Below are 23,608 nucleotides of genomic sequence, written 5' to 3' on the forward strand. Positions count from 1 at the left end.
ATCAATGGCCGCTTCGCGCGCGAAACGGCCACTCCGCATCACTCGCGGTTGAACTTCTCTTTCAGCAAGGCACCGAGCTGGGTGGTAGCCCCGGTAGTGCCCTGGTAGTCGTCGAGCACCGATTGCAGTTCTTCTTCGTCCTTGGCCCGGATCGAAAGCTGCAACACGCGGCCCTTGCGATCCATGCCGATGAACTTGGCCTCAACGGAATCGCCCACCTTGAAGTGCTGGGTGGCGTCGTCGACGCGCTCCTTGGCGATGTCGTTGGCGCGCAGGTAGCCCTCGATGCCCTCGCCGATATCGACGGTGACGCCACGCGCATCGACTTCCTTGACCGTGCCGGTCAGGATGCTGCCGCGCGGATGGTTGGCCATGAACTGGCCGAACGGATCCTGCTCGAGCTGCTTGATGCCGAGCGAAATGCGCTCGCGTTCCGGATCGACCGCGAGGACCACGGCTTCGATGTCGTCGCCCTTCTTGAAGTTGCGCACGAGATCTTCGCCGGCAGCCGCCCACGAAATGTCGGACAGGTGGACGAGGCCGTCGATGCCGCCTTCGAGACCGATGAAGATGCCGAAATCGGTGATCGACTTGATCTGGCCGGAGACCTTGTCGTTCTTCTTGTAGATCGCGGCAAAGGCTTCCCACGGATTGGCGCGGGTCTGCTTGATGCCGAGCGAAATGCGGCGGCGCTCTTCATCGACGTCCAGGACCATGACTTCGACGTCATCGCCGACCTGCACGACCTTGGCCGGATTGACGTTCTTGTTGGTCCAGTCCATTTCGGAAACATGGACGAGGCCTTCGACGCCGGCTTCGAGTTCGACAAAGCAACCGTAGTCGGTGACGTTGGAGACCTTGCCGACCGCCTTGGTTCCGCTCGGGTAACGGCGGCTGATGGCGACCCAGGGATCCTCGCCGAGCTGCTTGAGGCCGAGGCTGACGCGATTGCGCTCGCGATCGAACTTGAGCACGCGGACATCGAGCTCGTCGCCGACGTTGACCACTTCGCTCGGATGACGCACGCGCTTCCAGGCCATGTCGGTGATGTGCAGCAGGCCATCGATACCGCCGAGGTCGACGAACGCGCCGTAATCGGTGAGGTTCTTGACCACGCCCTTGACCACGGCGTTTTCCTGCAGGCGATCGAGCAGCTGTTCGCGCTCGACGCTGAATTCGCTTTCAACCACGGCGCGGCGCGAAACCACGACGTTATTGCGCTTGCGGTCGAGCTTGATGATCTTGAACTCGAGTTCCTTGCCTTCCAGGTAGGAAGGATCGCGCACCGGGCGCACGTCGACCAGCGAACCAGGCAGGAACGCGCGGACATCCTTGATGTCGACCGTGAAGCCGCCCTTGACCTTGCCCGAGATGCGTCCAACGACGCTTTCGTTCTTCGAATGGATCTCTTCGAGTTCGTCCCAGACCAGCGAGCGCTTGGCCTTTTCGCGCGAGAGCATGGTCTCGCCGAATCCGTTTTCGATGGAGTCGAGGGCAACCTTGACCTCGTCACCGACGTCAATTTCCAGTTCACCCTCTTCGTTGCGGAACTGCTCGATCGGCACAATGCCCTCGGACTTGAGTCCGGCATTGATGACGACGACATCGGAGCGGATTTCGACAACGGTGCCGAGGACGATCGAGCCCGGCTTGAGGTTGGCGATCGACTGGCTCTGCTCGAACATCTCGGCAAAGCTTTCGGTCATCGCGGTTTCGGCAACACTTGCATTCATGTGATTATCCAGAGAAGACAACAGACCGTAATCCGAACGTGGCACCGTGGCGCACGGGAAAGGATTCGGCCCACCTGTCGGGGGCATGCAGGACATGCCGTTGCTGTTACCGGCGCCATCGGCACCGGACCGTTTTCCCTCTTGCACGCAATCAGGCGGGACGAACCACCGAAAGCACGGCAGCGACCACGCTGTCGACCGAAATACCCGTGGTATCGATCGTCAGCGCGTCTTCCGCCGGCCTGAGTGGAGCCACCGTTCGAGCGGCGTCACGCTCGTCGCGCGCCTGGATCTCGCGCAAAAGGGCGGCAAGGGTAACATTCAACCCCTTATTCTTCAACTGCTTATAGCGCCTTTTCGCCCGCTCATCGGCACTCGCGGTGAGGAACACCTTGTAGCGGGCATCCGGGAAGATCACGGTGCCCATGTCGCGGCCGTCGGCGACCAGTCCGGGATTCCTGCGGAAATCGCGCTGTTTCTCGAAAAGGGCGCTGCGAACGCCCGGAATGGCGGCAATCGCCGAGGCGGCGGCACCGGCCGTTTCGGTGCGCAGTTCGTCGGTGGCGTCGTGGCCGTTGACGATGACCCGGGTCTCGCCGCCGTCGCCGGGGTCGCGGAAGCGGATCTTCGTGGTCTGCGCGCAGCGCGTGACCGCCTCGGTGTCGGAGAGATCGAGCCCCTCGGCCCCAGCCGCGTAGCCCACTGCCCGGTACAGCGCGCCCGAGTCAAGCAGATGCCACCCCAGGCGTTCGGCCACCAGGCGGCTGATCGTGCCCTTGCCGGAGCCGGAAGGGCCATCGATGGTCAGGACCGGCGCGGAGTTCGACATGGGGACCTGCGGCTGGGAACGAATCGCGATTGTAGCCTCGGATGGCCCCGGTTCGCCGAAGCGATCATGCCGGGTCCGCCGCGACGCGGACGTTCATGCCGCAGCCGCGGGCGAGTTCGGCGAAGCCCGGGAACGAGGTCGCGACGTTGGCGCAATCGGCGATCCGGACCGGCCCCGAGGCGATCTGGCCGGCGACGGCGAAACTCATGGCGATGCGATGGTCGCCCGAACTTTCGATGCGGCCGGGGCCCGGCACGCCACCCTCGATGACCGCGCCGTCGGGCTTCTCGACCACGGCAATGCCAAGCGCCTGCAGGCCCTGCGTCATCGCTGCGATGCGGTCGGACTCCTTGACCCGCAACTCGGACGCGCCGGCAATCCGGGTTGTCCCGCGCGCCGCCGCCGCGGCGACGAAAAGGATCGGAAACTCGTCGATCATGTCGGCGACAAACGATTCCGGCACGTCGATTCCGCGCAGCACCGCATGGCGCACGCGCAGATCGGCCACCGCGTCATCGCCCTGCCCCCGGCGATCGGTTTCGACAATATCGGCGCCCATCAGGCGCAGTATCGAAAGCAACCCGGTCCGCCGCGGATTGATGCCGACCGAACGCAGCAGGAGTTCGGAACCGGGAACGATGCTGGCCGCGACCAGGAAGAACGCGGCCGAGGAAAAATCGGCGGGCACCACGATGTCGGTGGCCGCGAGCCGATGACCGCCAGCCAGTCGCGCCCAGCCGGGACCGAATTCGATCGGCCATCCGAACGCCTGCAGCATGCGTTCGGTGTAGTCGCGGGTCGGATGGGCCTCGCGCACTTCGGTGATGCCCTCGGCATGCAGTCCCGCCAGCAGGATTGCCGACTTGACCTGGGCGCTGGCGATCGACGGCGCGTGCAGCATTCCTTGCAGGCGGCACCCCCCGCGGATTCGCAGCGGCGGCAGATCGCCCGCTTCGGCACGGATCTCGGCCCCCATCCGAACCAGGGGTTCGATGATGCGGCGCATCGGCCGACGCGACAGCGACTCGTCGCCGACCAGGACCGAGTCAAAAGGCTGCCCGGCCAGCAGGCCGGCCAGCAGGCGCATGCCGGTACCGGCATTGCCGCAATCGATGGCCGTGCGTGGCGCGGCCAGTCCGTGCATGCCGACGCCGTGAACGATGCGCTGCGAAGGCGACGGCGTGTCGATGCGCACGCCCATGCCGGCAAATGCAGCAGCCGTGGCCCGGGTGTCTTCGCCCTCGAGGAAGCCCTCGATGCGCGAAACCCCATCGGCCATCGCGGCCAGCATGATGGCCCGGTGCGAAACCGACTTGTCGCCAGGCACGAGCACCTCCCCGCGCACGGGTCCGCCGCTGGAGGCGAGCCAGGCGATCGGGCCGGTCACGGCAGGGCGGCGAGCAGGCGCTCGTTCTCGGCGCGCGTGCCGAGGCTGATGCGCAGCGTGTGGGCCAGGCCATAGCCGGCCATCGGGCGGACGATCACACCGCGTTCGAACAGGCGATCCTGCAGGCCGGCGGCATCCTCGCCGAGATCGACGAGCAGGAAATTCGTTTGCGATGGCAGCACCCGGTAACCGCGCCCTGCCAGTTCGGCGGCCAGCCAGGCGCGCTCTTCGCGCGTCCAGCGACAGACCCGCTCGAGATGCGCCGTGTCGCCGAGCGCCGCAGCGGCGGCGGCCAGGGCGAGGCTGTTGACGTTGAACGACTCGCGCAGGCGTTCGAGAACAGCGACGACGCTGGGGTCGGCCAGCAGATAACCGATACGCAATCCGGCCAGGGCGTAAGCCTTGGAAAAGGTCCGCGTCACGACGAGGTTGGGGAAATGCTTGCGCAGGCCCAGCGCGCCACCCGCGCCTGCCGCATCGACGAATTCCTGGTAGGCCTCATCGACCACGACCAGGGTCGACTCAGGCACGTTACCGAGAAACGCGGCCAGTTCGGCATCGGAAAACCAGGTCCCGGTCGGGTTGTTCGGGTTGGCCAGGTAGACCAGACGGGTATCCACCCGGACCGCCGCGGCCAGCGCATCCAGATCATGTCCGTACGGGGCCGAAGGATGATCGGGCGCGAGCGCCTTCACGCAGATCGCGGTGGCGCCCGCTGCCGCGGTGGCGATCGGGAACACGGCGAAACCGAATTGCGAGAACACCACCGAGCTCTGCTCGTCGGCAAAGCATTGCGCGAGCAGCATCAGCAACTCATGCGAGCCGTTGCCGAGTGCAATGCCCGCGCGTTCGACTCCGAGCCGCTCTGCGAGAGCCTGCTTCAACGCGCCGCCCTGGGGATCCGGATACCGGAATACCTCGGGCAGCGCCGATTCGATCGCCGCAATCGCCTGCGGACTCGGGCCGAGCACGGTTTCGTTCGAGCCGAGTTCGGCGAGGACCGGGCCGAAGCGCTTGCGCAGGGCCGGCAGATCATGGCCCGGATCGTAGGCGCGCAGCGGACGCGTGACCCGGTTGGCCAGTGCGGCAGCGTCGAAGCTCACGGGACGGCGACCGGATAGGAGCCGAGGATCTTGACCTGCGCCGCGTGCGCGTCGAGTTCGCCGAGCGCCTTCTGCATCGGCTCGTCCTCGACGTGCCCGGCCAGATCGATGAAGAACGCGTATTCCCACTTGGCCTGGTGCGACGGCCGCGACTCGATCCGGTTCATCGTGATGCCGTGCTTGGCGAACGGACTGAGCACGTTGAACAGCGCGCCGGGTTGATCCTTGATGAAGACCAGCACCGAGGTCCGGTCATGCCCCGATGGCGGGAAAATCTGACGACCGAGCACGAGGAAGCGCGTGGTGTTGTCGGCGTGGTCCTCGATCGGCCCCATGATGACCTTCTTGAGGCCATAGACGAGGCCGGCCGATTCGCCGGCAATCGCCGCCGCATCGTCGGCATTGCGCGCCCGACGCGCCCCTTCCGCATTGCTCGACACCGGCAGCTTTTCGACGTCGGGCAGGTTGCCACGCAACCAGGCCTGGGTCTGGGCGAACGACTGCGGATGCGAATAGATGCGCTCGATATCCTCGATGCGGCCGCTGCGCGAAAGCAGGTACTGGTGCACGCGCAACTCGACCTCACCGCAGATCTTCAACTGCGAAGTCAGGAACATGTCGAGGGTGACCTGGATCGTGCCCTGCCCGGAGTTCTCGACCGGGACCACGCCGAAATCGGCGCCGCCATTCTCGACCTCCTGGAAGACCTCCTCGATGCTGGCCATCGGCAGGCCATGCGCCGAGCGTCCGAAATGCTTGAGCACGGCCTGCTGGCTGAACGTACCTTCGGGGCCGAGGAAGCCGATCTTCAAGGGTTCCTGCTGGGCCAGGCACGCCGACATGATCTCGCGGAATACGTGCACGAGGACCTCGTCGCTGAGCGGCCCCTCGTTGCGGTCAACGACCATGCGCAGGACCTGCGCCTCACGCTCGGGACGATAGTAGTCGACGGCGGCGGCCAACGGCCCCTTGGCCAGGCCGACCTGGTGCGCCCAGCGCGCACGCTCGGCGATCAGTTCCTGGATGGCGCGGTCGATGCCGTCGATGCGGGTGCGCACCGTGGAAAGATCCGGCGTCGGCTGATCCGATTCGATATCGTTGCTCATGGCTGTTGTTTCCGTGCGGTACCTGCCTGCATCGGCGGCGAGTCGCCCCGGCACATGGCCGATGGCTGCTGGGATGGCGTGGCGCAATTACCCATGGCGCCGGGCGAAGTCGGTCATGAAATCGACCAGTGTTTCGACACTTTCCATCGTCACGGCGTTGTAGAGCGAGGCGCGCATGCCACCGAGGGCGCGATGGCCCTTGAGTCCGATCAGGCCGGCCGCGCCCGCTTCGGCCAGGAACGGCGCTTCGAGTTCGACGCGCGGCAGGAAAAACGGCACATTCATCCAAGAGCGTGCCGACGGTTCGACCGGATTGGAATAGAAGCCGGAACCGTCGATGACCCCGTACAGCCGATTGGCCTTGGCCCGATTGCGTTCGCCGATGACCGCCAGCCCGCCCTCGCGCTTGAGCCACTTGAACACCAGCGAAGCGAGATACCAACCGAACGTGTTTGGCGTGTTGAACAGGGAATGCCCGGCCGCGTGTTCGGCATAACTGAAGATGCGGGCGATCGAGTCGGGGCAGCGCTCGAGCAGGTCGTCGCGCACGATCACGACGACCAGGCCCGAGGCGCCGATGTTCTTCTGGGCACCCGCGTAGATCATGCCGAACTTCGAGACGTCCAGCGGACGCGAGAGGATGTCCGAGGACATGTCGGCGATCAGCGGCACGTCGCCAACCTCGGGTACTTCCTGGAACTCGACGCCATGAATGGTCTCATTCGGTGTGTAGTGGACATAGCGTGCCCTTGGATCGAGCGACCAGGCATCGCGCGGCGGGATCCGCGTGAAGTGCTTGTCCACTGACGTTGCCGCAATTCGCGCCTGCACGTAGGGCATGGCCTCGCGAACGGCCTTTTCGCCCCAGGCGCCGGTGACGATGTAGTCGGCCACCTGGTCAGGGGCGGCGAAATTCATCGGGATCTGGGCAAAATGCTGGGTCGCGCCCCCCTGCAGGAACAGCACGCGATAATGGTCCGGGATGCCCATCAGATCCCGCAGGTCCTGCTCGGACTCGGCGGCCAGGGCCATGAAGTCGCGGCCGCGATGACTGAGTTCCATGACCGAGGCACCAGTGTGGCCCCAGTCGAGCAGCTCGGACTGGGCCTGAACCAGTACCTCTTCCGGCAGCGCGGCAGGGCCGGCGCTGAAATTGCACGCACGCGTCACCAGGGTCTTCCTCGTCGAGTGGCTCGGCCCGGTCGTGCAACCCCGCGTTGACGATGCCGGTTATCTCGCGGCAACAGTATGTCGCAATGCAACATCTCCGCAAGAGTGGCATGTAAGCTTTCGCCGGCCAACTGGGTCTGTTGGGAGTCTTCCCCGGATCGGGGCCCAGCCAGCGTCCGTTGCAGCAAGCCACAGGAGTCCGAATCGTGAGACGACGAACCGACCCGCGCATCAAGCCATCCGAGATCACCCCGGAATCGGTCTACCTGCGCCGGCGCGAGTTGCTGAAGGGACTGGCTTTTGCTCCAGCCCTGCTGGCCGGCTGTGGAGATACACAGGACCCGCAGCCGGCAGCCGCGGTCGAACCGGAGCTACCGGGAAAACGCCTCGCCGCTCGTCCGGGCAGTGCGTTCAGCACGACCGAAACCCTGACCCGGGCGACCGACGCGACCCGCTACAACAACTACTACGAATTCGGCACCGACAAGGCCGATCCGGCGCGCAACTCGTCGCGGTTCCGGCCGCAACCCTGGAGCGTGACGGTCGGCGGCAAGGCCGCCGTCACCGGTACCTTCGACCTCGAGGACATCCTCAAGGGCCACGCCCTCGAAGAGCGCATCTACCGGCTGCGCTGCGTCGAAGCCTGGTCGATGGTGATTCCGTGGATCGGCATTCCGCTGGCCGCCGTGCTCAAGCGTTTCGAACCCGCGGCGGACGCACGCTATGTCGCCTTTACGACTGTGGCGCGGCCGGCGGAAATGCCGGGGCTCGGCTATCCGGTACTCGACTGGCCTTATCGCGAAGGCTTGCGCATCGATGAAGCGATGCATCCCCTGACCCTGCTGGCAGTCGGCCTTTACGGGCACGAGCTGCCTGCACAGAACGGTGCGCCCCTGCGCCTGGTCGTGCCGTGGAAATACGGCTACAAGAGCATCAAGTCGATCGTCCGCATCGACTTCACGGAAGAACAACCCCCGACCTCATGGAACCAGTCCGCGCCGGACGAATACGGCTTCTACTCGAACGTCAATCCGGCGGTCAGTCACCCCCGCTGGAGCCAGGCCACCGAGCGACGCATCGCCGGCGGCGGTTTCAGCCTGACTGGAAATCGCTTGCAGACCCTACCCTTCAACGGCTATGCCGAGCAGGTGGCTTCGCTGTACGCCGGCATGGATCTGGTCAGGAATCATTGATGGCCCATCGCATCGACCGGGTCGCCGCCGGCAAACCGCTGGTTTTTGCCGCTGCCCTGGTTCCGCTTGGCATCCTCGCGTGGCGAATCCATGGCAATACCCTGGGCCCGGACCCGGTCGCCCAGCTCGAGCACGATACCGGCCTCTGGGCGCTGCGGTTTCTGCTCGTGACCCTGGCCATCACGCCGTTGCGCAGGCTGACCGGGTGGAGCGCGGCGCTGCGCTTCCGGCGCATGCTCGGCCTGTTCGCGTTCTTCTACGCGAGCGTCCACCTGGCGGTCTATCTGGTCGTCGACCTCGGCGGGTTCTGGTCGCAGGTCCTGACCGAGATCGCGAAAAAGCCGTTCGTCACGGTGGGATTCCTCGCCTGGTTGCTGATGATTCCGCTCGCCGCGACCTCGACCCGGAGCATGATGCGTCGGCTCGGCGGCCTATGGCAGCGCCTGCACCGCCTCGTCTACGTCAGCGGTGCCCTGGCGGCCCTGCATTTCCTCTGGCAGGTCAAGTACGGCAAGACCATCGCGGCCATCGAACCGGTGGTCTATGCGGGCATCTTCGCAATGCTCATGGTGGCGCGCCTGCCGGACTGGATACGCCGCAGCCGGCAACGCCGCGCTGCCGCGTCAGGACGCGTGGCTCCGGGCCGCCCGCTGGTTCAATAGTTTCCGAACCAGAGCAGGCCGGCGATCCCGACCCCGATCAGGGCCGCCGCTGCGATCAGCCACCAGACGCTGGACCCGCCATCATCCTGGACCGGTGCCCGGATCGGCTCGGCAATCTGGATCGCATCGAGGGTCTGGGTGATGGCCGGCGCCAGGTGGGCCGGGGTTGGCATGCTCTGGCCGCGCGCCGGGTAGCCCGGCGCCTCGAGAACGAAACGGTTACGCCCGAAGGAAATCTGGTCGCCCGGGTGCAGCACGGCGCTGCGGACCTTGACCCCGTTGACCTCGGTGCCGTATGCCGAGCCCAGATCGCGCAGGTGGATGGCTTCGTCGGTCGCATCGATCGACGCGTGCCGGGCGGACATGCCCGGCTCGTCGAGGTCCAGCCCACCGCCGCCGCTGCCAATCAGCAGGCGTTCTCCGACGCTGACGGTCTTGCCGAAATGCGCGCCCGAGACGCCACGCAGGACGACCCGGGATACCTCGGAGGAACTGCCGGGAGCCGCCTCGGCGGGAACGCGCGTGTCGATGATGCGGTCATCGTCCGGCTTGATGAGGACCGTCACGTCTTCGATATTGATGACGTCACCGAGCCGAAGCAGGGCCTTCTCGAGGACCGGGCGCGCGTTGACGTGGGTCCTGGCCTGGGTGTCGAGTACTTCGAGGATCATGCCACGCTGGTCGACGACCAACCGCGCATGCCACGGCTTGACCCCGCCCATTTCGAGCCTGATCGTGTTGCCCTGCGCTGCCCCAATGCCGGTGACGCCGCCTTCGACGATCACATCGGCATGTTCTCCATTTGAAAAAGTCAGGCGCATCGGTGCACGGACTGTGGAGGTGCGGGCACTTTAGCAGGATGCGGCAAGGCTGACACCTGCCTGCAACCCGGAGCATTCGCACCGGCTCAACCGCAGCCAGGGGCGGTGACGAATCCGATCCGACGCTTCTGCCATGCTGCCGGCTAGGGCATCATAGCGCCCGTCGCGCGGCCAGCATTCCCGCGCAACCGGAGAGAATGAATGGCGAAAATCGACATCCGTCGCAAGCACCACCTGTCATTGGCCGAGGCGCGCAAGGCGGTCAACAAGCTGGCCAAATCGATCGCCAGCGAATTCGACCTCGACTGTGGCTGGGAAGGCAACACCCTGGCCTTTTCCCGCAGCGGCGTCGACGGTCACATCGCCCTCGAAAAAGGCGAGGTCCATGTCTATGCGGAACTCGGATTCCTGATGGGCGTCATGAAACCGATGATCGAACGCGAAATCCATCGCCACCTCGACGAGCAGATCGGCTGATGCTGGTCGTCAAGTCCGCGCGCAGGCCCGGCCGCAAGAAGGCCCATCCGCGCATTGCCCTGGCCGTCGCTGGCGGCGGACCGATCGGCGGAATCTACGAAATCGGCGCCGTGCGCGCCCTCGACGAGGCCATCGAGGGCCTCGACATGAATGCGCTCGATGTCTACGTCGGCATCAGTTCGGGCGCATTCGTCGCCGCCAGCCTGGCCAACCGGCTCAGCACGGCCGAGCTCTGCAGGATCTTCATTACCGGCGATTCCGACCAGTTCCGCTTCCAGCCCGAGAATTTCGTGCGTCCGGCCCTCTATGAATACCTGCGTCGCCTGGCCGGCGTGCCGCGCATGCTCCTGGCAGGATTGGCCGAAATCGCCCGCCATCCGCTGAGCCTGCGTATTTCCGACAGCATCCTGCACATGGGCAGCATCCTGCCGACCGGATTGTTCGACAACGAAGCCATCGAAAAATTTCTACGCAGCGCGTTCACCGCCCACGGACGCAGCAATGACTTCCGCGCGCTCGACCGCAAGCTGGTGATCGTCGCGGTGGAACTCGACAGCGGCCAGGCGGTCCGTTTCGGAACCGAAGGCCATGACGCCGTTCCCATCTCTCGCGCCATCGAAGCAAGTGCCGCCTTGCCCGGCCTCTACCCACCGGTCAGGATCGACGGCAAGTACTTCGTCGACGGCGCGCTCAGGCATACCGTGCACGCGTCGGTCGCGCTCGATGCGGGGGCGGACCTCGTATTGGCCATCAATCCGCTGGTCCCGATCGACACGACCAGCGCCAACGCGCTCGGCAAGTCTTCTCCGGCCAGCCTGATCGAAGGGGGCCTTCCAACCGTCCTCTCACAGATGTTCCGCACATTGCTGCAATCGCGCATGCAGGCGAGCATGCCCAAGTACGAGCGCAAGTACCCCGCTTCGGACCTGATCCTGCTCGAGCCGGAAAGCGACGACACCGACATGTTCTTCACCAACGTCTTCAGTTTCGCGCACCGCAAGCGACTCGCCGAGCATGCGTATCAGGCGACCATGAATGACCTGCGCCGGCATCGCCGCGCACTTGCCCATCTGCTCGGCCGGCACGGCCTGGTCCTGCGCGACGATGTCCTCGATGACCCGACGAGAACCGTACTGAGCGGGCTCGAAGGCAAGCCGCCGAGGCGCTCCCAGGCCACCTCCAGGTTGCATCGCGCGCTCGACGATCTGGATGTCGCACTCGAGCGCACCCGCCCAGGCCGCAAGCGCGAAAAGCCCGGCAAGAGACCGGGCTCCGGGGCAGGATCGACACCATCCGCACACTCCTGAGAGCCCACCCAACCTGCCCCATCGACTAGATGCTCTAGGAGTTCCGGCTATCCTTTTCAACATTCGGGCGCATTCGCGACCGACTCATCGAAGGAAAACGCTATGTCCAAGCCCAAGCCCAAGCTGAAATCCAAAGCCGCGCCCGCGGCAAGCAAGCCGGCGGCCCGCGCCAGCGGCAAGAGCATCGTCGAATCCGCGCAGCATATCTGGCTGGCCGGCCTCGGTGCGTTCGCCAAGGCCCAGGACGAGGGAACCCGCCTGTTCGAGGCGCTGGTCCGCGAAGGCGTATCGCTCGAGCAGAAGACCCGCAAGCTGACCGCGGGCAAGGCCGAGGAAGCACGCGGCGCGGTCGAAGCCGCGGTCGGGCAGGTCAAGGAGCGCAGCCAGGAAACCTGGGACAAGCTCGAGAAGGTATTCGAGTCGCGCGTGTCGCGCGCTCTCAACCATCTCGGCGTCCCGGGTGCAAAGGAACTGAAGGGCCTTTCTGCGCGCGTCGAGGAACTCGCGCGTGAAGTCCACAAGCTCAATGCCAAGTCGGGCAGCAAGCCGGCGGCGAAATCCACCGGATCCCGAAGCGGCGCCACCCGCTCGGTGTCGCGGGTCAAGGATGAGCTGGCTGACGTCGCTCGCGAGCTGGAGTCCGCCCAGCTCAATCAGGCCAGCAGCAAACGCAAGACCGCCGCTGCGCGCAAGACTCCGGCCAAGAAAGCCCCGGCCGGCAAGAAGTCTTCGCGGAAGTAGCCCGCTGAATCAATCGCCGATGGCAGGAAAAACCCGTGCCGGGTCCGGCGCGGGTTTTTTATTGGGCCGCCGCCCCGCGCGACCGCTTACCAGTGGACGCCTCGCATCAGCGCCGCGAAGGCGACCTGCTCCGAGGAGGGGCCGTGCTGGGCTTCCTGGCGCACGCCCTTGATGCCCTTGGCTGCCGGCGAATCGGGGAACAGCCGGAATGCCGTGTTCATGACGATTTCGTAGGCGCGCGGCGAGACCGAATAGAACAGCTGGGCGAAGATGCCGGTGCGCGTCGCCACCCGGACCGGGCGCTCGATGATGGCGCCGACGACGAGGTCGGCCGCTTCCTCGGGACTCAGGGTCGGCACCGATTCGTACATCTTCGTCGGCGCGATCATCGGCGTCTTTACCAGCGGCATGTTGATCGTCGTGAAATTGATGCCCTGGTCGGAAAACTCCGCCTGCGCGCAGCGCGAAAAGGCATCGAGCGCGGCCTTGGAGGACACATAGGCCGAAAAGCGGGGCGCGTTGGTCAGCACGCCGATCGAAGAGATATTGATGATGTGACCGCGGTGCCGTTCGGTCATCTTCGGCAGGAAACCGAGAATCAGACGCAGCGAGCCGAAATAGTTGAGCTGCATCGTGCGCTCGAAATCGTGGAAGCGGTCGTAGCTCGATGCGATGGCGCGCCGGATCGAACGTCCGGCGTTGTTGATGAGGACCTCCACCCCGCCATGGTCGGCGGTCACCTGCTCGATGAATGCATCGCACGAGGCCAGGTCGGCAAGATCGACCTTGTAGGTATGGCAGCTGCCCCCAGCCGCCTCGATCTCGACCTTTGCCGCAGCCAGCTCTTCCTCGCCACGTGCGCAGATCACCACCTTGGCCCCGGCCGCGGCCACCTTGAGAGCCACGGCCTTGCCGATGCCCGACGATCCGCCGGTGATCACGACCACCTTGCGGCGCACCTTGCCGGACAGCGAGTGATCGACGAACAGGGCCGGATCGAGATGACGCTCCCAGTAGTCCCAGAGTCGCCAGGCGTAGCTCTGCAGCTTCGGAAGCTTGATCTTCGAACCACGCAGGGCGCGCTCGGTCTCGCGCATGTCGAAACGCGTCGGATAATTGATGAAGCGCATGATTTCGGCTGGAATCCCGAAATCGGTCAGGAAGGACCGGATCATGCGGCGCACCGGCGGCAGGCTCGACAAGGCCTGGCGGATCGCGCCCGGGATGAAGGCGAACATGCGGGCATCGATGCGCATCGACATCTTCGGGGCATGACCGGCATGCGCGAAGATGTTGAGGACCTCGCCGATGCGCCGCGGCGCCGGATCGGTGAGGTGGAAGCACTGGCTGTCGAGCTTCGGCAAGTGCGCAATGTGATCCATCGCGGCCGCCACCCAGTCGACCGGGACCAGGTTCAGTCGCCCGCCCTCGAGCCCGATCGCCGGCATCCACGGTGGCAGCAATTCGCGCATGCGCTTGATCAGCGGGAACAGGTAGTACGGTCCATCGATCTTGTCCATCTCGCCATTCTGCGAATTGCCTATGACGATACCGGGCCGATAGATGCGGAACGGACGCTTGCATTCCTTGCGCACGATGCCTTCCGAGTCATGCTTGGTCCGAAAATACGGATTGTCCAGTCCTTCGGCCTCATCGAACATGTCCTCACGGAAGACGCCCGGGTACAGTCCGGCCGCCGCGATCGAACTGGTGTGGTGGAAGCAGCCGACCTTGAGTGCTTCGGCAAGCTGGATGGCATGGCGCGTGCCATCGATATTCGCCGTGACCTGGCTGGCTTCGTCGGCGGACAGATCGTAGACGGCGGCGAGATGGAAGAAATGGGTGATCTTGCCACCGAGGCTCCTGAGCGTCGCCGGAGTGACTCCGAGACGGGGCTTGCCGAGGTCGCCGGTGACCGCGACGAGGCGATCCTTGTCGGCACCGAGGCGTTCGCGCAGGGCCTCGAACTTTGACATCGATTCCTTGCGCACCAGGCAATGGATCCTGCCCTTGCGCAGCAGCAGCCGCTCCAGAAGATGACGACCGATGAAGCCCGTCGCGCCGGTCACGAAATATGTCATTTCCCCACTCCCTTCCAGATTCAGGATGCCGGATACAAAGAACGGCGCCGATCCCGACCGGCGCCATCGGCGAACAGCATAGACGTCCGTCGTGCGCGTTTCCATGAGCAGCCGATCGCGTTGACCGCTTACAGGGTGCATGATAGAAAGTTCGAGCGCAGGGGACGCGACCAGACAGGCCGAATGACATGTCCAAACTCCAAGCCAGTTTCGAAAAAGCCGCGGACGACATCAAGAAGCTGCCGGAGCGCCCGGACAACGACACCCTGCTTAAACTCTATGCTCTCTACAAGCAGGGCGCGGATGGAGACGTGTCGGGCCCCAAGCCCGGCTTCTTTGATTTCGTCGGCACGGCCAAGTACGAAGCCTGGGCCAAATTGAAGGGTACGGCCCAGGAAGAGGCCATGCAGAAATACATCGACCTGGTCGCCAAACTGCGCGCCTGAGCGCCGCGCCACTCGCAGGGGGTACCCGATGGCGCGTCAGACCCGCGAGCTCATCCTGGAAACGGCACTGGCCATGTTCAACGAACAGGGCGAGCCCAATGTCACGACCAACCACATCGCCGATGAACTTGGCATCAGTCCCGGCAACCTGTACTACCACTACCGGAACAAGGACGACATCATCGGGCAGCTGTTCGCACGCTACGAACAGCGCATCGATGAAGCGCTGGTCGCGCCGGACGATCGCCTGCCCAACCTCGAGGACGTCTGGCTGCAGTTGCATCTGATCTTCGAGTGCATGTGGGACTACCGCTTCGTCTACCGCGACCTGGTCGACATCCTCTCGCGCAACCGCAAGTTGCGCCTGCATTTTGCCCGTATTCTCAAACGCGCCTCGGAAAACGCGGCTGCGGTCATGCGCGGGCTGGCCGCGGCCGGCATCTTCCGGGCCAGCGCCGACGAGATACGCGCCACCGCCGAAAACATCGTCCTGGTCGCTACGTTCTGGCTCAATTTCGATGCGGTCAGGCACGGCAAGAACGAGTCCGGCCAGCTCGACATCGGTCGCGGCATCCACCAGGTCATGATGCTGATCGCGCCGTTCCTGCGCGACTCCGAACGCCTGCATCTGAATACCCTGGCCGGCGCCTACCTGCGCTAGAACCTGTTTGCCAAAACGAAACGGCCGCACAAGGCGGCCGTTTCGGTCGGGTCACGCTGGAGAGAAGCGTGGGCTTACCTGGCTGCGCGCAGCTGCCTTGACAACGCATCGACGCGCGAAATCAGTGCATCGACATCGGCCTTGGACGGGATGCCGGCATACGAGAGCACGCGGCCAACGCCCTGCTCCACCCTGGCCTCGGCCTCGCGACGCACGGCCTGCAGGCGAGCCTCGACCGGCTTCATGCGCTTGCTGACCACGGTCTGGATTTCGCCGGATACCTTGCGCGCGAGTTTCTCGCTGCGGGTCTGGAAGGACTTGCCTTCGTTGACCATGTTCTCGAACAGCTCGGCGCCCTGCTTCTGCACGATGGAAAATGCGCCGAGGCCGGCCAGCCAGACCTTGCGGGCATTGTCGACGTTGACCTTGGCAGCCGGCTTGGCCTGCTTCGTCACCTTGATCTGCTTGCTCACGATGCGTCTCCTGATGGGGAATTTTCGCCACACCGTGGCGATGTCGACATCATCATCGCTCGCTGTCGAGCATTCACACTACAGGCGAAGTGCTGCATGGGGCGGTGCAGGTCGGGGCTGCGGAATTGCGCCGTGGCGCGGAAGCTCTCGCGCCCGCCCTTCGGCGATTCACCAGTTCGCCCGGATCTGGCCGCTTTCCTTTTGCCGGTCCCAGGCCCGCAGTTCGTCCCGCACATGGGCGACACCCTGGCGACCGAGCGCGCTGCGGTTTTCGTCCAGGACGCTGGCATCGAGCAGCTCGGCGAGTCGCTGCGCGGTTGGCAGCATGGCCTCCCAGGCGTCGAGCGCAGGCAAGGGCCCGGGCAGGGTCATGAACAGGGAAATGCCGGTTGTCTCGAGCGTCTCGATCCGCGACATGTCGAAATTGCCGGGCTTGAGCATGTTGGCCATGCTGAAGATCGGCCCCGACTCCGGCTTGCCGACCAGCATGCGATGGAAGATGCCGCGATCCCCGAACTCGAGTCCGGCCTTTTCCGCCGCGACCACGAGGTCGCTGCCCGAGAAGGTCGTTCCGTCTCGCGCGCAGACATACAGCGTGACGATGCGCTCGATCGGGCCGTCGGGCCGGGCGCCGACAGGTGCCTTGGCGGAGCGTCGCGACTTCGGTCCTGATCCACCCTTGGTCTTTCGCGCGGTCGCATCGCCATCTACCGGATCGAGCAGACTGAACTGCTCGCCCAACTCTGCCGACTCGTCGCTGCCGGCATCCATTTCGCCGCCAAGCGTCGGTTCGACCCGCTCCGCAGGCAGCTTACGGAACAGCGTGCGTTTGCCCTGCCCCGGTTTCTTCGGGCGCCCGAAAAAGTAGATCGCGGCCAGGACGATCAAGCCCAGAAAGAAGATGATGACCCGCATTTCGGTGGCGCCCAATGCTTGCTGTTCCATGCTGACTCCGAGGCTCTCAGGCTGCTCCGGCCAGTTTAGCCGCTTCGGCGAGATCAACCTGAACCAGCCTCGAAACGCCGGGCTCACGCATGGTCACGCCGCAAAGCTGGGTTGCCGCTTCCATGGTCGCCTTGTTGTGGGTGACGAAGATGAACTGCACGTTCTGGCTCATTTCGGTGACCATCGCCGAGAATCGCCCGACATTGGCCTCGTCGAGCGGCGCGTCGACTTCGTCGAGCAGGCAGAATGGTGCCGGATTGAGACGGAAGATCGAGAACACCAGGGCAACCGCGGTCATCGCCTTTTCGCCACCCGACAACAGTGAAATCGAGGTCACGCGCTTGCCGGGCGGACGGGCCATGATCGACACGCCGGTCGAGAGGAGGTCATCCCCGGTCAGTTCGAGGTAGGCCTGGCCGCCGCCAAACAGGCGCGGAAACAATTCCTGCACGCCGGCATTGACGCGATCGAAGGTATCCTTGAATCGCTGTCGCGTTTCGCGGTCGATCTTGCGGATGGCGCCTTCGAGGGTCTCCAGCGCAGTGCCCAAATCGGCCAGCTGGGAGTCAAGATAGACCTTGCGCTGCGATTGCTCCTCGTATTCCTGGATGGCGGCCAGGTTGACCGGCTCGAGACGCCGGATCTTCTGTTCGAGGTCCTCGAGATCCTTCTGCCATTGCCCGGCTTCGATCTCCTCGGGCAATTCAGCAAACAGCGCATCGACCTCGAAACCGGCCTCGACGATGGCCGTGGCCAGGCTCTGCGCCTGCAGGCGCCGCTCCTGTTCGCCGAGCCGCAGTTCGGCCAGCGCTTCGCGGCGTGCAGTCAGGGCTTCGGCGATGGCGTTGCGCTCGACCTCGTGCTTGCGCATCTCGGCATCGCGTTCCTCGAGCAGCTTGCGCGCCTCGACCAGTTGCCGATCGACCAGCAGACGCTGATTCAGGCAGGACTGTCGCTCGGCTTCGAGTTCGGCCATCGGGTCCCCGCTCGATTCGAGCTGGGCAGCGATCTCCGCCCGCCGGGTCTCGAGTTGCGCGAGCTGGGCCTGCATGCGCTGCAGGGATTGTTCGAGGGAAGTCAGCGCCGAGCGCTTGGATTCCATCGAAAGCGCCGCCTGGTGTTCGATGTCGCGCGCCTCGCGCGCATTCATGCGAGCCTCCTCGCGCGATTCGAGCAGCTGGCGCCGCCCCGCGTCGAGTTGCTGGCGCTGCTGTTCGAGCTCGCCCATGCGCTCGACCGCCTTGTCGAGACGACCACGCGCTTCGCGGATCTGGGCATGGTCCTCGTCGAGCTTGCTGATCAACTCGCCCAGTTCGGTGTCGACCCGCTGCAGGCGTTCCTGGGCACTGTCCATGCGACCACGCTGGCTTTGCAGCTGGCCGGAGATCTCGGCCAGGCGGCGGTGACCCGCGTGAGCCTCGCGCTGGGCGTCATCGCGACTGCGTTCGGCGTCGACGCGTGCCTGTCGCGAAGCATCGAGCTGCTCCGCCAGTTCGGCGATCTGTGCATCGAGGTCAACGATCCGGTTGCCAAGCTCGACGATTTCGCGTTCGCGCGCGAGCACCCCGACCTGGGATCCCTGGGCCCTGGCCACGCGCACGAATCCGCGTCCCAGCCATTCTCCCGAGGAGGTGATGATCGAGTGTCCATCGGCAAGACCGCCAACGCGGTCGCGGGCCCGGTCGAGCGACTCCGCCGTGTGCACACGCGCCAGCATGGCGCGGATGGCCCGCGGCCCTCGAACATGAGCGGCCAGGGTCGACTCCGCATGCGTATCCTCGCCGGCCGCTTCGGCCAGCAGGGTCAGGTCGGCCTCCTGCAGGCTCGAGAGACCGGCCTCGAGCGCCTCCGGCGATTCGACCAGGACCGCATCGAGCCAGCCCTGCAGGACGGTTTCGACGGCTTGTTCCCAGCCAGCGTCGACGTCGAGCACTTCGCCGAGCCGGCGCGAGTCCGCGATACCGAGCCGCTCGAGCCAGTCATGGACGGCGCCGCCATCCTCACCGAGGGCTGCATGTTGCAGGGCCTCGAGCGAAGCCAGCCGACCCCGGCATTTCTCGACTTCGCTGCGCTTGGCGCTCAACATCACTTGTTGCTGGCGCTCGGCCTCGACGATCTGCTCGAAGGCCTCGCGCCGCGATTCGAGGGCGGCGCCCAGGGTCTCGACCATTTCCCGCAGCTTGTCCTGCTCGCCGACCAGGGTTTCGAGGACACGGGCCAGTTCGCCGAGGTCGGCCGCCTTCTTTTCCGCCTCCAGGGTCTCGCGCCGACGATCGGCCTCCACGCACTGCCTGTCCAGGTAGTCGAGACGGGTTCGCTCGATCTCGGCGGCTTGTCCCGCCTCCGAGCTCGCCTTCGAATAGACGTCCCATTGTTCCTGCCACTCGGCCAGGCTGGCTTCGGCGACGCGCAAGACCTCGGCGGCGTTTTCGACCGCCTCGTGCAGCGCTTCGCGTTGCGGCGCGGAATCGCTCAGCGTGGCCTGCAGGGACTCGGCCTGGGCCAGGTCCGCGGCGATATGCTCGGCCAGTTCCGCATGCGCGCGCTCGGTCTCGAGTCGCCCACGCTCCAGCTGCTCGGCCAGGACCCGGCTGTGCTGGATCTGCTGCTCGACGCGGGCAATCTCCGCACCGACCTTGTAGACCTCGCCCTGCACCGCATTCAGGTGCTCGGAAGCAGCAACGTGGGCCTCGCGCCCGGCCTCGATCTGTGCTTCCCGCTGGCGTTGCTCGGCGAGTTGCTGCTCGATCGCGATTTCCGCCTGGCGCAAGGCGCCGGACTGCGCATCGAGTGCGGCGCGGGCCTCGCGCAGGGTCAGCGCCTTGAGCTCGGCCTCCTTGCGCTTGTGCTCGGCCTGGTAGCCTTGCCAGCGCTCGGCGGCCCGCGCCTGGCGCTTGAGGTGTTCGAGCTGCTTGTCGACTTCGTCGCGGACATCCTTGACCCGATCGAGGTTTTCGCGGGTCGACTTGATCCGGCTCTCGGTTTCCTTGCGCCTTTCCTTGTAACGGGAAATCCCGGCGGCCTCCTCCAGATGGACCCGCAGTTGCTCGGGGTCCGACTCGATGATCTGGCTGATCATGCCCTGTTCGATGATCGAGTAGCTGCGCGGACCGAGACCGGTACCGAGGAACAGGTCGGTGATGTCCCGGCGGCGGCAACGCGTGCCGTTGAGGAAATACTGCGACTGACCGTCGCGACTGACCAGGCGCTTGACCGAGATCTCGTTGTAGTGGGCGTATTCGCCGGTCACGGTACCGTCGGAATTGTCGAAGATCAGCTCGACGACGGCCTGGCCGACCGGTTTGCGCGCGCTCGAACCCGAAAAGATCACGTCGGTCAGCGAATCGCCGCGCAGACGGCTGGCGGCGCTCTCGCCCATGACCCAGCGAATCGCGTCGATGATGTTGGATTTGCCGCAACCATTCGGACCGACGACGGCCGACATGTTGGTGGGCAGGTGCAGCGTGGTCGGATCGACGAAGGACTTGAAGCCCGACAGCTTGATCGTGGTCAGTCGCATGGAGTCTGGTTCATCCCCGGTGGATCAATCGGCTTTCTTTTCGGCAGGCTTGGCTTCACCCGAGGCCGGTGCGACCGCAGCCGTCGGCGAATTCGTGACCACCTTTGCGTCGCCGCGCAGCTTGGCCAGGCGCTGGTCGGCCAGTTGCCCCAGCAGGGTCTCGCGGATGCTGTCCTTGAGTTGCTCGAACGTCGGCGGAACGAAAGGCGAGATGGCGCCCACGTGGATTACGTGCCAGCCAAACTCGGTGCGCACCGGTATCTTGGTGGTTTCCCCCGACTTCAGTGCGGCCAGGGCCGTGCCGAGTGCCGGCGGCAGCTGACCCGGCCGGATCCGCTGGTACGAGCGCGCCTGCTTGGCCTTTGCGTTCCAACTGTCGAATACTTCGGCGAACGGTTTCGACATTGCCTCGCCGGCAGCCTTCAGCGCATCGTCCTCGTTGTCGAAGAGCAACTGGCTGAAGTCGTACTCGGACTTGCCGGCGCGCGCGATCTGCTGATCGTATTCCGTGCGCAGCACACTGTCGTCGACCTGTGCGCTGCTGCGGAACTTCGCCAGGGTGGCATTCGCGGTACCGCGCAGCCGATTGATCTCGACTTCGGCCGCGAACGCCGGGTCCCTGGCATAGTCTTCACTGCTGGCGGCCTGGCTGAGCAGGATATAGTCGGTCAGCTCGGTCAGCGCCCGCGCACGTTGCTCCGGCACGGAAAGATCCAGGTTGCGCTCGCGCGCCAGCACGTCGAGCAGGATCTGCGGAACATCCTGCCCATTCACCGTCTCCACCACCGGCAGGTCGGCCGGCAATGCAGTGCCATCGCGCTGGCCCGAGCACGCCGCAGCAACACAGGTTGCGATCAAGGCTGCCAGGGCGGCTGGCAAGGGGTGTCGACGGATCATGGGTTCTCCTCTGGAGCTCTGGCGTCGATGGACAACGCGTGGATATCGGTTTGCATCAGCGTTCCAAGCGCGGCATAGACCGCACGGTGCCGGGCCAGCGGCGCCATGCCTTCGAACACGGGGCTGACGATGCGCACGTGGTAATGGCCGCGGCCATCTCGCGCGCCGGCATGCCCGGCGTGCAGGTGGCTGTCGTCCCGGACCTGCAACTCGAGCGCTGCCAACTGCTGCTGAAGGCACGCACGAATGGCTTCCTGCCTCTCGATCACGGCAAGACCCTGCGGAAGGGGCGCACATCGACGCTGGCATAGACACCGGCCTCGACGTAGGGATCTTCCGCCGCCCACGTCTTCGCTGCGGCCAGATCGTCGAACTCGGCCACGATCAGGCTGCCGCTGAAGCCCGCTGGGCCCGGATCTTCCGCATCGATCGCGGGGAAGGGTCCGGCAAGCAGCAGGCGCCCCTGCTCCTTCAACGCTTCGAGGCGTTGCAGGTGGGCAGGCCGCGCGCTCTTGCGTCGATCGAGTGCCGCTGGCTTGTCGGTTCCAACGATGGCGTACCACATTCGGCAGGCTTCCGGGGAGGGGCGCGTATGGTAGCCGATGAGCGCGCGCGAGGGCGGGATGCGGGCGCAGCACGCTGCCTGCGCCGGAATCCACCGGCCTGATGGCAACCAGGGTTGGATCGGAGCGCATCCGGCAGCGGGGGATGGAACCCCCGCGCAGGCTGGACTTCCGGTACCCATTGGGCTTACGCTTGGCGTGTACCAGCGATCGGCGGGCAATCCAGGGCCGCCGTGATGGCAATTTCGGCAACAACGGAAATTGCACCGCTGGTTTCCGTGCAAGGCGTCGGGCATCCGGATTCGCGCGGGAATACCGGTCTTGTCCCCGTATCCGGTTTGCCAGCACGCAACCATCGACCATGCATCGCTTCGGATCTCCCGGGCCACCGCTGGCCGTGGATGGCTGCAGCGATACGGATCAGCCGGTACCAGTTTTTCGTTGCTTGTGATCCTCGGACGTCGGGCCTTCGGGTTTGGCCCACGCCAACAGTAAACCGCATGGTTCCGGCGCAGAGTCGCCCACCACGCAAACGGTCCAGGCGGGAGGTGCCCGCGGACTGAAACCTCAGCACGCTAGATCTGCGCGTAACCCACGCCGTGAGGCGCCGGGCAACCGGATCGGATATGAACACCCCGATAGCCGAAAACCTCAATCAGCTCGACGAATCCGCCCCGGCCTTTCCGCCGGTACCGCAGCAGCAGGAAATGCCGCTGGCGCTGGTGCGTGGCGAACCGGTCCTGCAGATGCCGCAGGACCTGTACATCCCGCCGGATGCGCTCGAGGTCATTCTCGACGCCTTCGAGGGCCCGCTCGACCTGTTGCTCTACCTCATTCGGCGACAGAACCTCGACATCCTCGACATCCCGGTTGCAGAGATCACGCGCCAGTATGTCGACTACATCGATCTGATGCAGGAAATGAGGCTCGAACTGGCCGCCGAATACCTGGTCATGGCCGCCATCCTGGCCGAGATCAAGTCCCGCCTGCTGTTGCCGCGCCCCCCCGATGCCGAGGGGTTCGAGGAGGATCCGCGCGCCGAGCTGGTGCGTCGCCTGCAGGAATACGAACGATTCAAGAAAGCGGCTGCCGATATCGACGAATTGCCGCGCATGGAGCGCGACACCAGCACCGTTTCAGCCTATGTCCCCGACCGCAACATCATCCGCATGCCGCCGCCTGTCGACCTGCGTGAGCTGTTGCTGGCGCTCAAGGATGTGCTCAACCGGGCCGAGCTGTTCAGCCACCATGCGATCCAGCGTGAAGCGCTGTCCGTGCGCAACCGCATGAGCGACGTGTTGCGCGCGCTGGACAACGGCGAGTTCCATCGCTTCGAGAATCTGTTCGATCTCAGCGAGGGGCGCCACGGCATCATCGTCACCTTCCTTGCCATTCTCGAGCTGGCCAAGGAGCAGCTGGTGGAAATCTCGCAGGGAGAGCCGCTCGCGCCGATCTACCTGAAGTCGCTCGCCTCATCCGATTGAACTCCGACC

At 65.0% G+C, this 23,608-nt stretch carries 22 protein-coding genes; 8 read left to right on the forward strand and 14 right to left on the reverse strand.

The window, feature by feature from the left end:
• Nucleotides 1-38: 38 nt before the first annotated feature.
• The 6 genes from rpsA to serC all read right to left on the reverse strand — a co-directional run bounded on the left by rpsA (nt 39) and on the right by serC (nt 7,328).
• The gene (gene rpsA, locus BM125_RS03515; protein ID WP_281243922.1) at nt 39-1,733 is read right to left on the reverse strand and encodes a 30S ribosomal protein S1; all 1,695 of its coding nucleotides are present in this window, start codon (nt 1,731-1,733) and stop codon (nt 39-41) included.
• A 151-nt stretch (nt 1,734-1,884) separates the two neighbouring features.
• On the reverse strand, nt 1,885-2,562 hold the full coding sequence (gene cmk, locus BM125_RS03520; protein WP_092404934.1) for a (d)CMP kinase: 678 nt from the start codon (nt 2,560-2,562) through the stop codon (nt 1,885-1,887).
• A gap of 64 nt (nt 2,563-2,626) precedes the next feature.
• On the reverse strand, nt 2,627-3,949 hold the full coding sequence (gene aroA, locus BM125_RS03525) for a 3-phosphoshikimate 1-carboxyvinyltransferase (RefSeq protein WP_092404936.1): 1,323 nt from the start codon (nt 3,947-3,949) through the stop codon (nt 2,627-2,629).
• A complete protein-coding gene (gene hisC, locus BM125_RS03530; protein ID WP_092404938.1) occupies nt 3,946-5,052 on the reverse strand; it encodes a histidinol-phosphate transaminase in 1,107 nt (368 codons plus the stop codon). The genes aroA and hisC overlap by 4 nt, the downstream gene beginning before the upstream one ends.
• A complete protein-coding gene (gene pheA, locus BM125_RS03535; RefSeq protein ID WP_092404940.1) occupies nt 5,049-6,158 on the reverse strand; it encodes a prephenate dehydratase in 1,110 nt (369 codons plus the stop codon). Before pheA ends, hisC begins: the two co-directional genes overlap by 4 nt.
• An 87-nt stretch (nt 6,159-6,245) precedes the next feature.
• A complete protein-coding gene (serC, locus tag BM125_RS03540) occupies nt 6,246-7,328 on the reverse strand; it encodes a 3-phosphoserine/phosphohydroxythreonine transaminase (protein WP_092404942.1) in 1,083 nt (360 codons plus the stop codon).
• A gap of 206 nt (nt 7,329-7,534) precedes the next feature.
• Here serC and msrP point away from each other — a divergent pair, with 206 nt between their 5' ends.
• Both msrP and BM125_RS03550 read left to right on the forward strand, forming a co-directional pair.
• Nucleotides 7,535-8,521, forward strand: coding sequence for a protein-methionine-sulfoxide reductase catalytic subunit MsrP (gene msrP, locus BM125_RS03545; protein WP_092404944.1), 987 nt, complete (start codon nt 7,535-7,537; stop codon nt 8,519-8,521).
• Nucleotides 8,521-9,183, forward strand: coding sequence for a protein-methionine-sulfoxide reductase heme-binding subunit MsrQ (locus BM125_RS03550; protein WP_092404946.1), 663 nt, complete (start codon nt 8,521-8,523; stop codon nt 9,181-9,183). The genes msrP and BM125_RS03550 overlap by 1 nt, the downstream gene beginning before the upstream one ends.
• Here BM125_RS03550 and BM125_RS03555 read toward each other — a convergent pair.
• Nucleotides 9,177-10,004, reverse strand: a complete 828-nt coding sequence (locus BM125_RS03555; protein ID WP_092404948.1) for an FHA domain-containing protein — start codon at nt 10,002-10,004, stop codon at nt 9,177-9,179. The two genes, BM125_RS03550 and BM125_RS03555, sit on opposite strands and share 7 nt — an antisense overlap.
• A 201-nt stretch (nt 10,005-10,205) precedes the next feature.
• Here BM125_RS03555 and BM125_RS03560 point away from each other — a divergent pair, with 201 nt between their 5' ends.
• From BM125_RS03560 to BM125_RS03570, 3 genes are all read left to right on the forward strand, one after another.
• Nucleotides 10,206-10,481: a polyhydroxyalkanoic acid system family protein gene (locus BM125_RS03560; RefSeq protein ID WP_092404950.1), complete on the forward strand. Its 276-nt coding sequence runs from the start codon at nt 10,206-10,208 to the stop codon at nt 10,479-10,481.
• Nucleotides 10,481-11,788 (forward strand): patatin-like phospholipase family protein, encoded by a 1,308-nt coding sequence (locus BM125_RS03565; RefSeq protein WP_092404952.1) that lies wholly within the window; start codon nt 10,481-10,483, stop codon nt 11,786-11,788. Before BM125_RS03560 ends, BM125_RS03565 begins: the two co-directional genes overlap by 1 nt.
• A gap of 102 nt (nt 11,789-11,890) precedes the next feature.
• A complete protein-coding gene (locus tag BM125_RS03570) occupies nt 11,891-12,529 on the forward strand; it encodes a phasin family protein (RefSeq protein ID WP_092404954.1) in 639 nt (212 codons plus the stop codon).
• Nucleotides 12,530-12,615: 86 nt separating this feature from the next.
• On the opposite strand, the gene BM125_RS03575 is transcribed toward BM125_RS03570, so the two are convergent.
• Nucleotides 12,616-14,610, reverse strand: coding sequence for an SDR family oxidoreductase (locus BM125_RS03575; RefSeq protein ID WP_092404956.1), 1,995 nt, complete (start codon nt 14,608-14,610; stop codon nt 12,616-12,618).
• Between the two features lie 188 nt (nt 14,611-14,798).
• Here BM125_RS03575 and BM125_RS03580 point away from each other — a divergent pair, with 188 nt between their 5' ends.
• Both BM125_RS03580 and BM125_RS03585 read left to right on the forward strand, forming a co-directional pair.
• A complete protein-coding gene (locus tag BM125_RS03580) occupies nt 14,799-15,056 on the forward strand; it encodes an acyl-CoA-binding protein (RefSeq protein ID WP_092404958.1) in 258 nt (85 codons plus the stop codon).
• A 28-nt stretch (nt 15,057-15,084) separates the two neighbouring features.
• On the forward strand, nt 15,085-15,717 hold the full coding sequence (locus BM125_RS03585; RefSeq protein ID WP_092404960.1) for a TetR/AcrR family transcriptional regulator: 633 nt from the start codon (nt 15,085-15,087) through the stop codon (nt 15,715-15,717).
• A gap of 74 nt (nt 15,718-15,791) precedes the next feature.
• Here BM125_RS03585 and BM125_RS03590 read toward each other — a convergent pair whose 3' ends face one another.
• The 6 genes from BM125_RS03590 to BM125_RS03615 all read right to left on the reverse strand — a co-directional run bounded on the left by BM125_RS03590 (nt 15,792) and on the right by BM125_RS03615 (nt 22,117).
• Nucleotides 15,792-16,190 (reverse strand): phasin family protein, encoded by a 399-nt coding sequence (locus BM125_RS03590; RefSeq protein WP_175497891.1) that lies wholly within the window; start codon nt 16,188-16,190, stop codon nt 15,792-15,794.
• A 168-nt stretch (nt 16,191-16,358) separates the two neighbouring features.
• A complete protein-coding gene (gene zipA, locus BM125_RS03595) occupies nt 16,359-17,135 on the reverse strand; it encodes a cell division protein ZipA (RefSeq protein ID WP_092404964.1) in 777 nt (258 codons plus the stop codon).
• A 16-nt stretch (nt 17,136-17,151) separates the two neighbouring features.
• Nucleotides 17,152-20,655 (reverse strand): chromosome segregation protein SMC, encoded by a 3,504-nt coding sequence (smc, locus tag BM125_RS03600; protein WP_092404966.1) that lies wholly within the window; start codon nt 20,653-20,655, stop codon nt 17,152-17,154.
• A 24-nt stretch (nt 20,656-20,679) separates the two neighbouring features.
• Complete coding sequence (locus BM125_RS03605; RefSeq protein WP_092404968.1) at nt 20,680-21,552, reverse strand: peptidylprolyl isomerase; 873 nt, start codon at nt 21,550-21,552, stop codon at nt 20,680-20,682.
• Nucleotides 21,549-21,818, reverse strand: coding sequence for a BolA family protein (locus BM125_RS03610; RefSeq protein WP_092405186.1), 270 nt, complete (start codon nt 21,816-21,818; stop codon nt 21,549-21,551). Before BM125_RS03610 ends, BM125_RS03605 begins: the two co-directional genes overlap by 4 nt.
• Nucleotides 21,818-22,117, reverse strand: coding sequence for a YciI family protein (locus BM125_RS03615; RefSeq protein ID WP_092404970.1), 300 nt, complete (start codon nt 22,115-22,117; stop codon nt 21,818-21,820). The genes BM125_RS03610 and BM125_RS03615 overlap by 1 nt, the downstream gene beginning before the upstream one ends.
• A gap of 624 nt (nt 22,118-22,741) precedes the next feature.
• Between BM125_RS03615 and BM125_RS03620 the strand changes: the two genes are divergently transcribed.
• Entirely contained in the window at nt 22,742-23,599 is an 858-nt protein-coding gene (locus BM125_RS03620; protein WP_092404972.1) for a segregation and condensation protein A, read from the forward strand.
• Nucleotides 23,600-23,608 lie beyond the last annotated feature (9 nt).

The organism is Dokdonella immobilis, assembly GCF_900115085.1.
Lineage (GTDB): Bacteria > Pseudomonadota > Gammaproteobacteria > Xanthomonadales > Rhodanobacteraceae > Dokdonella > Dokdonella immobilis.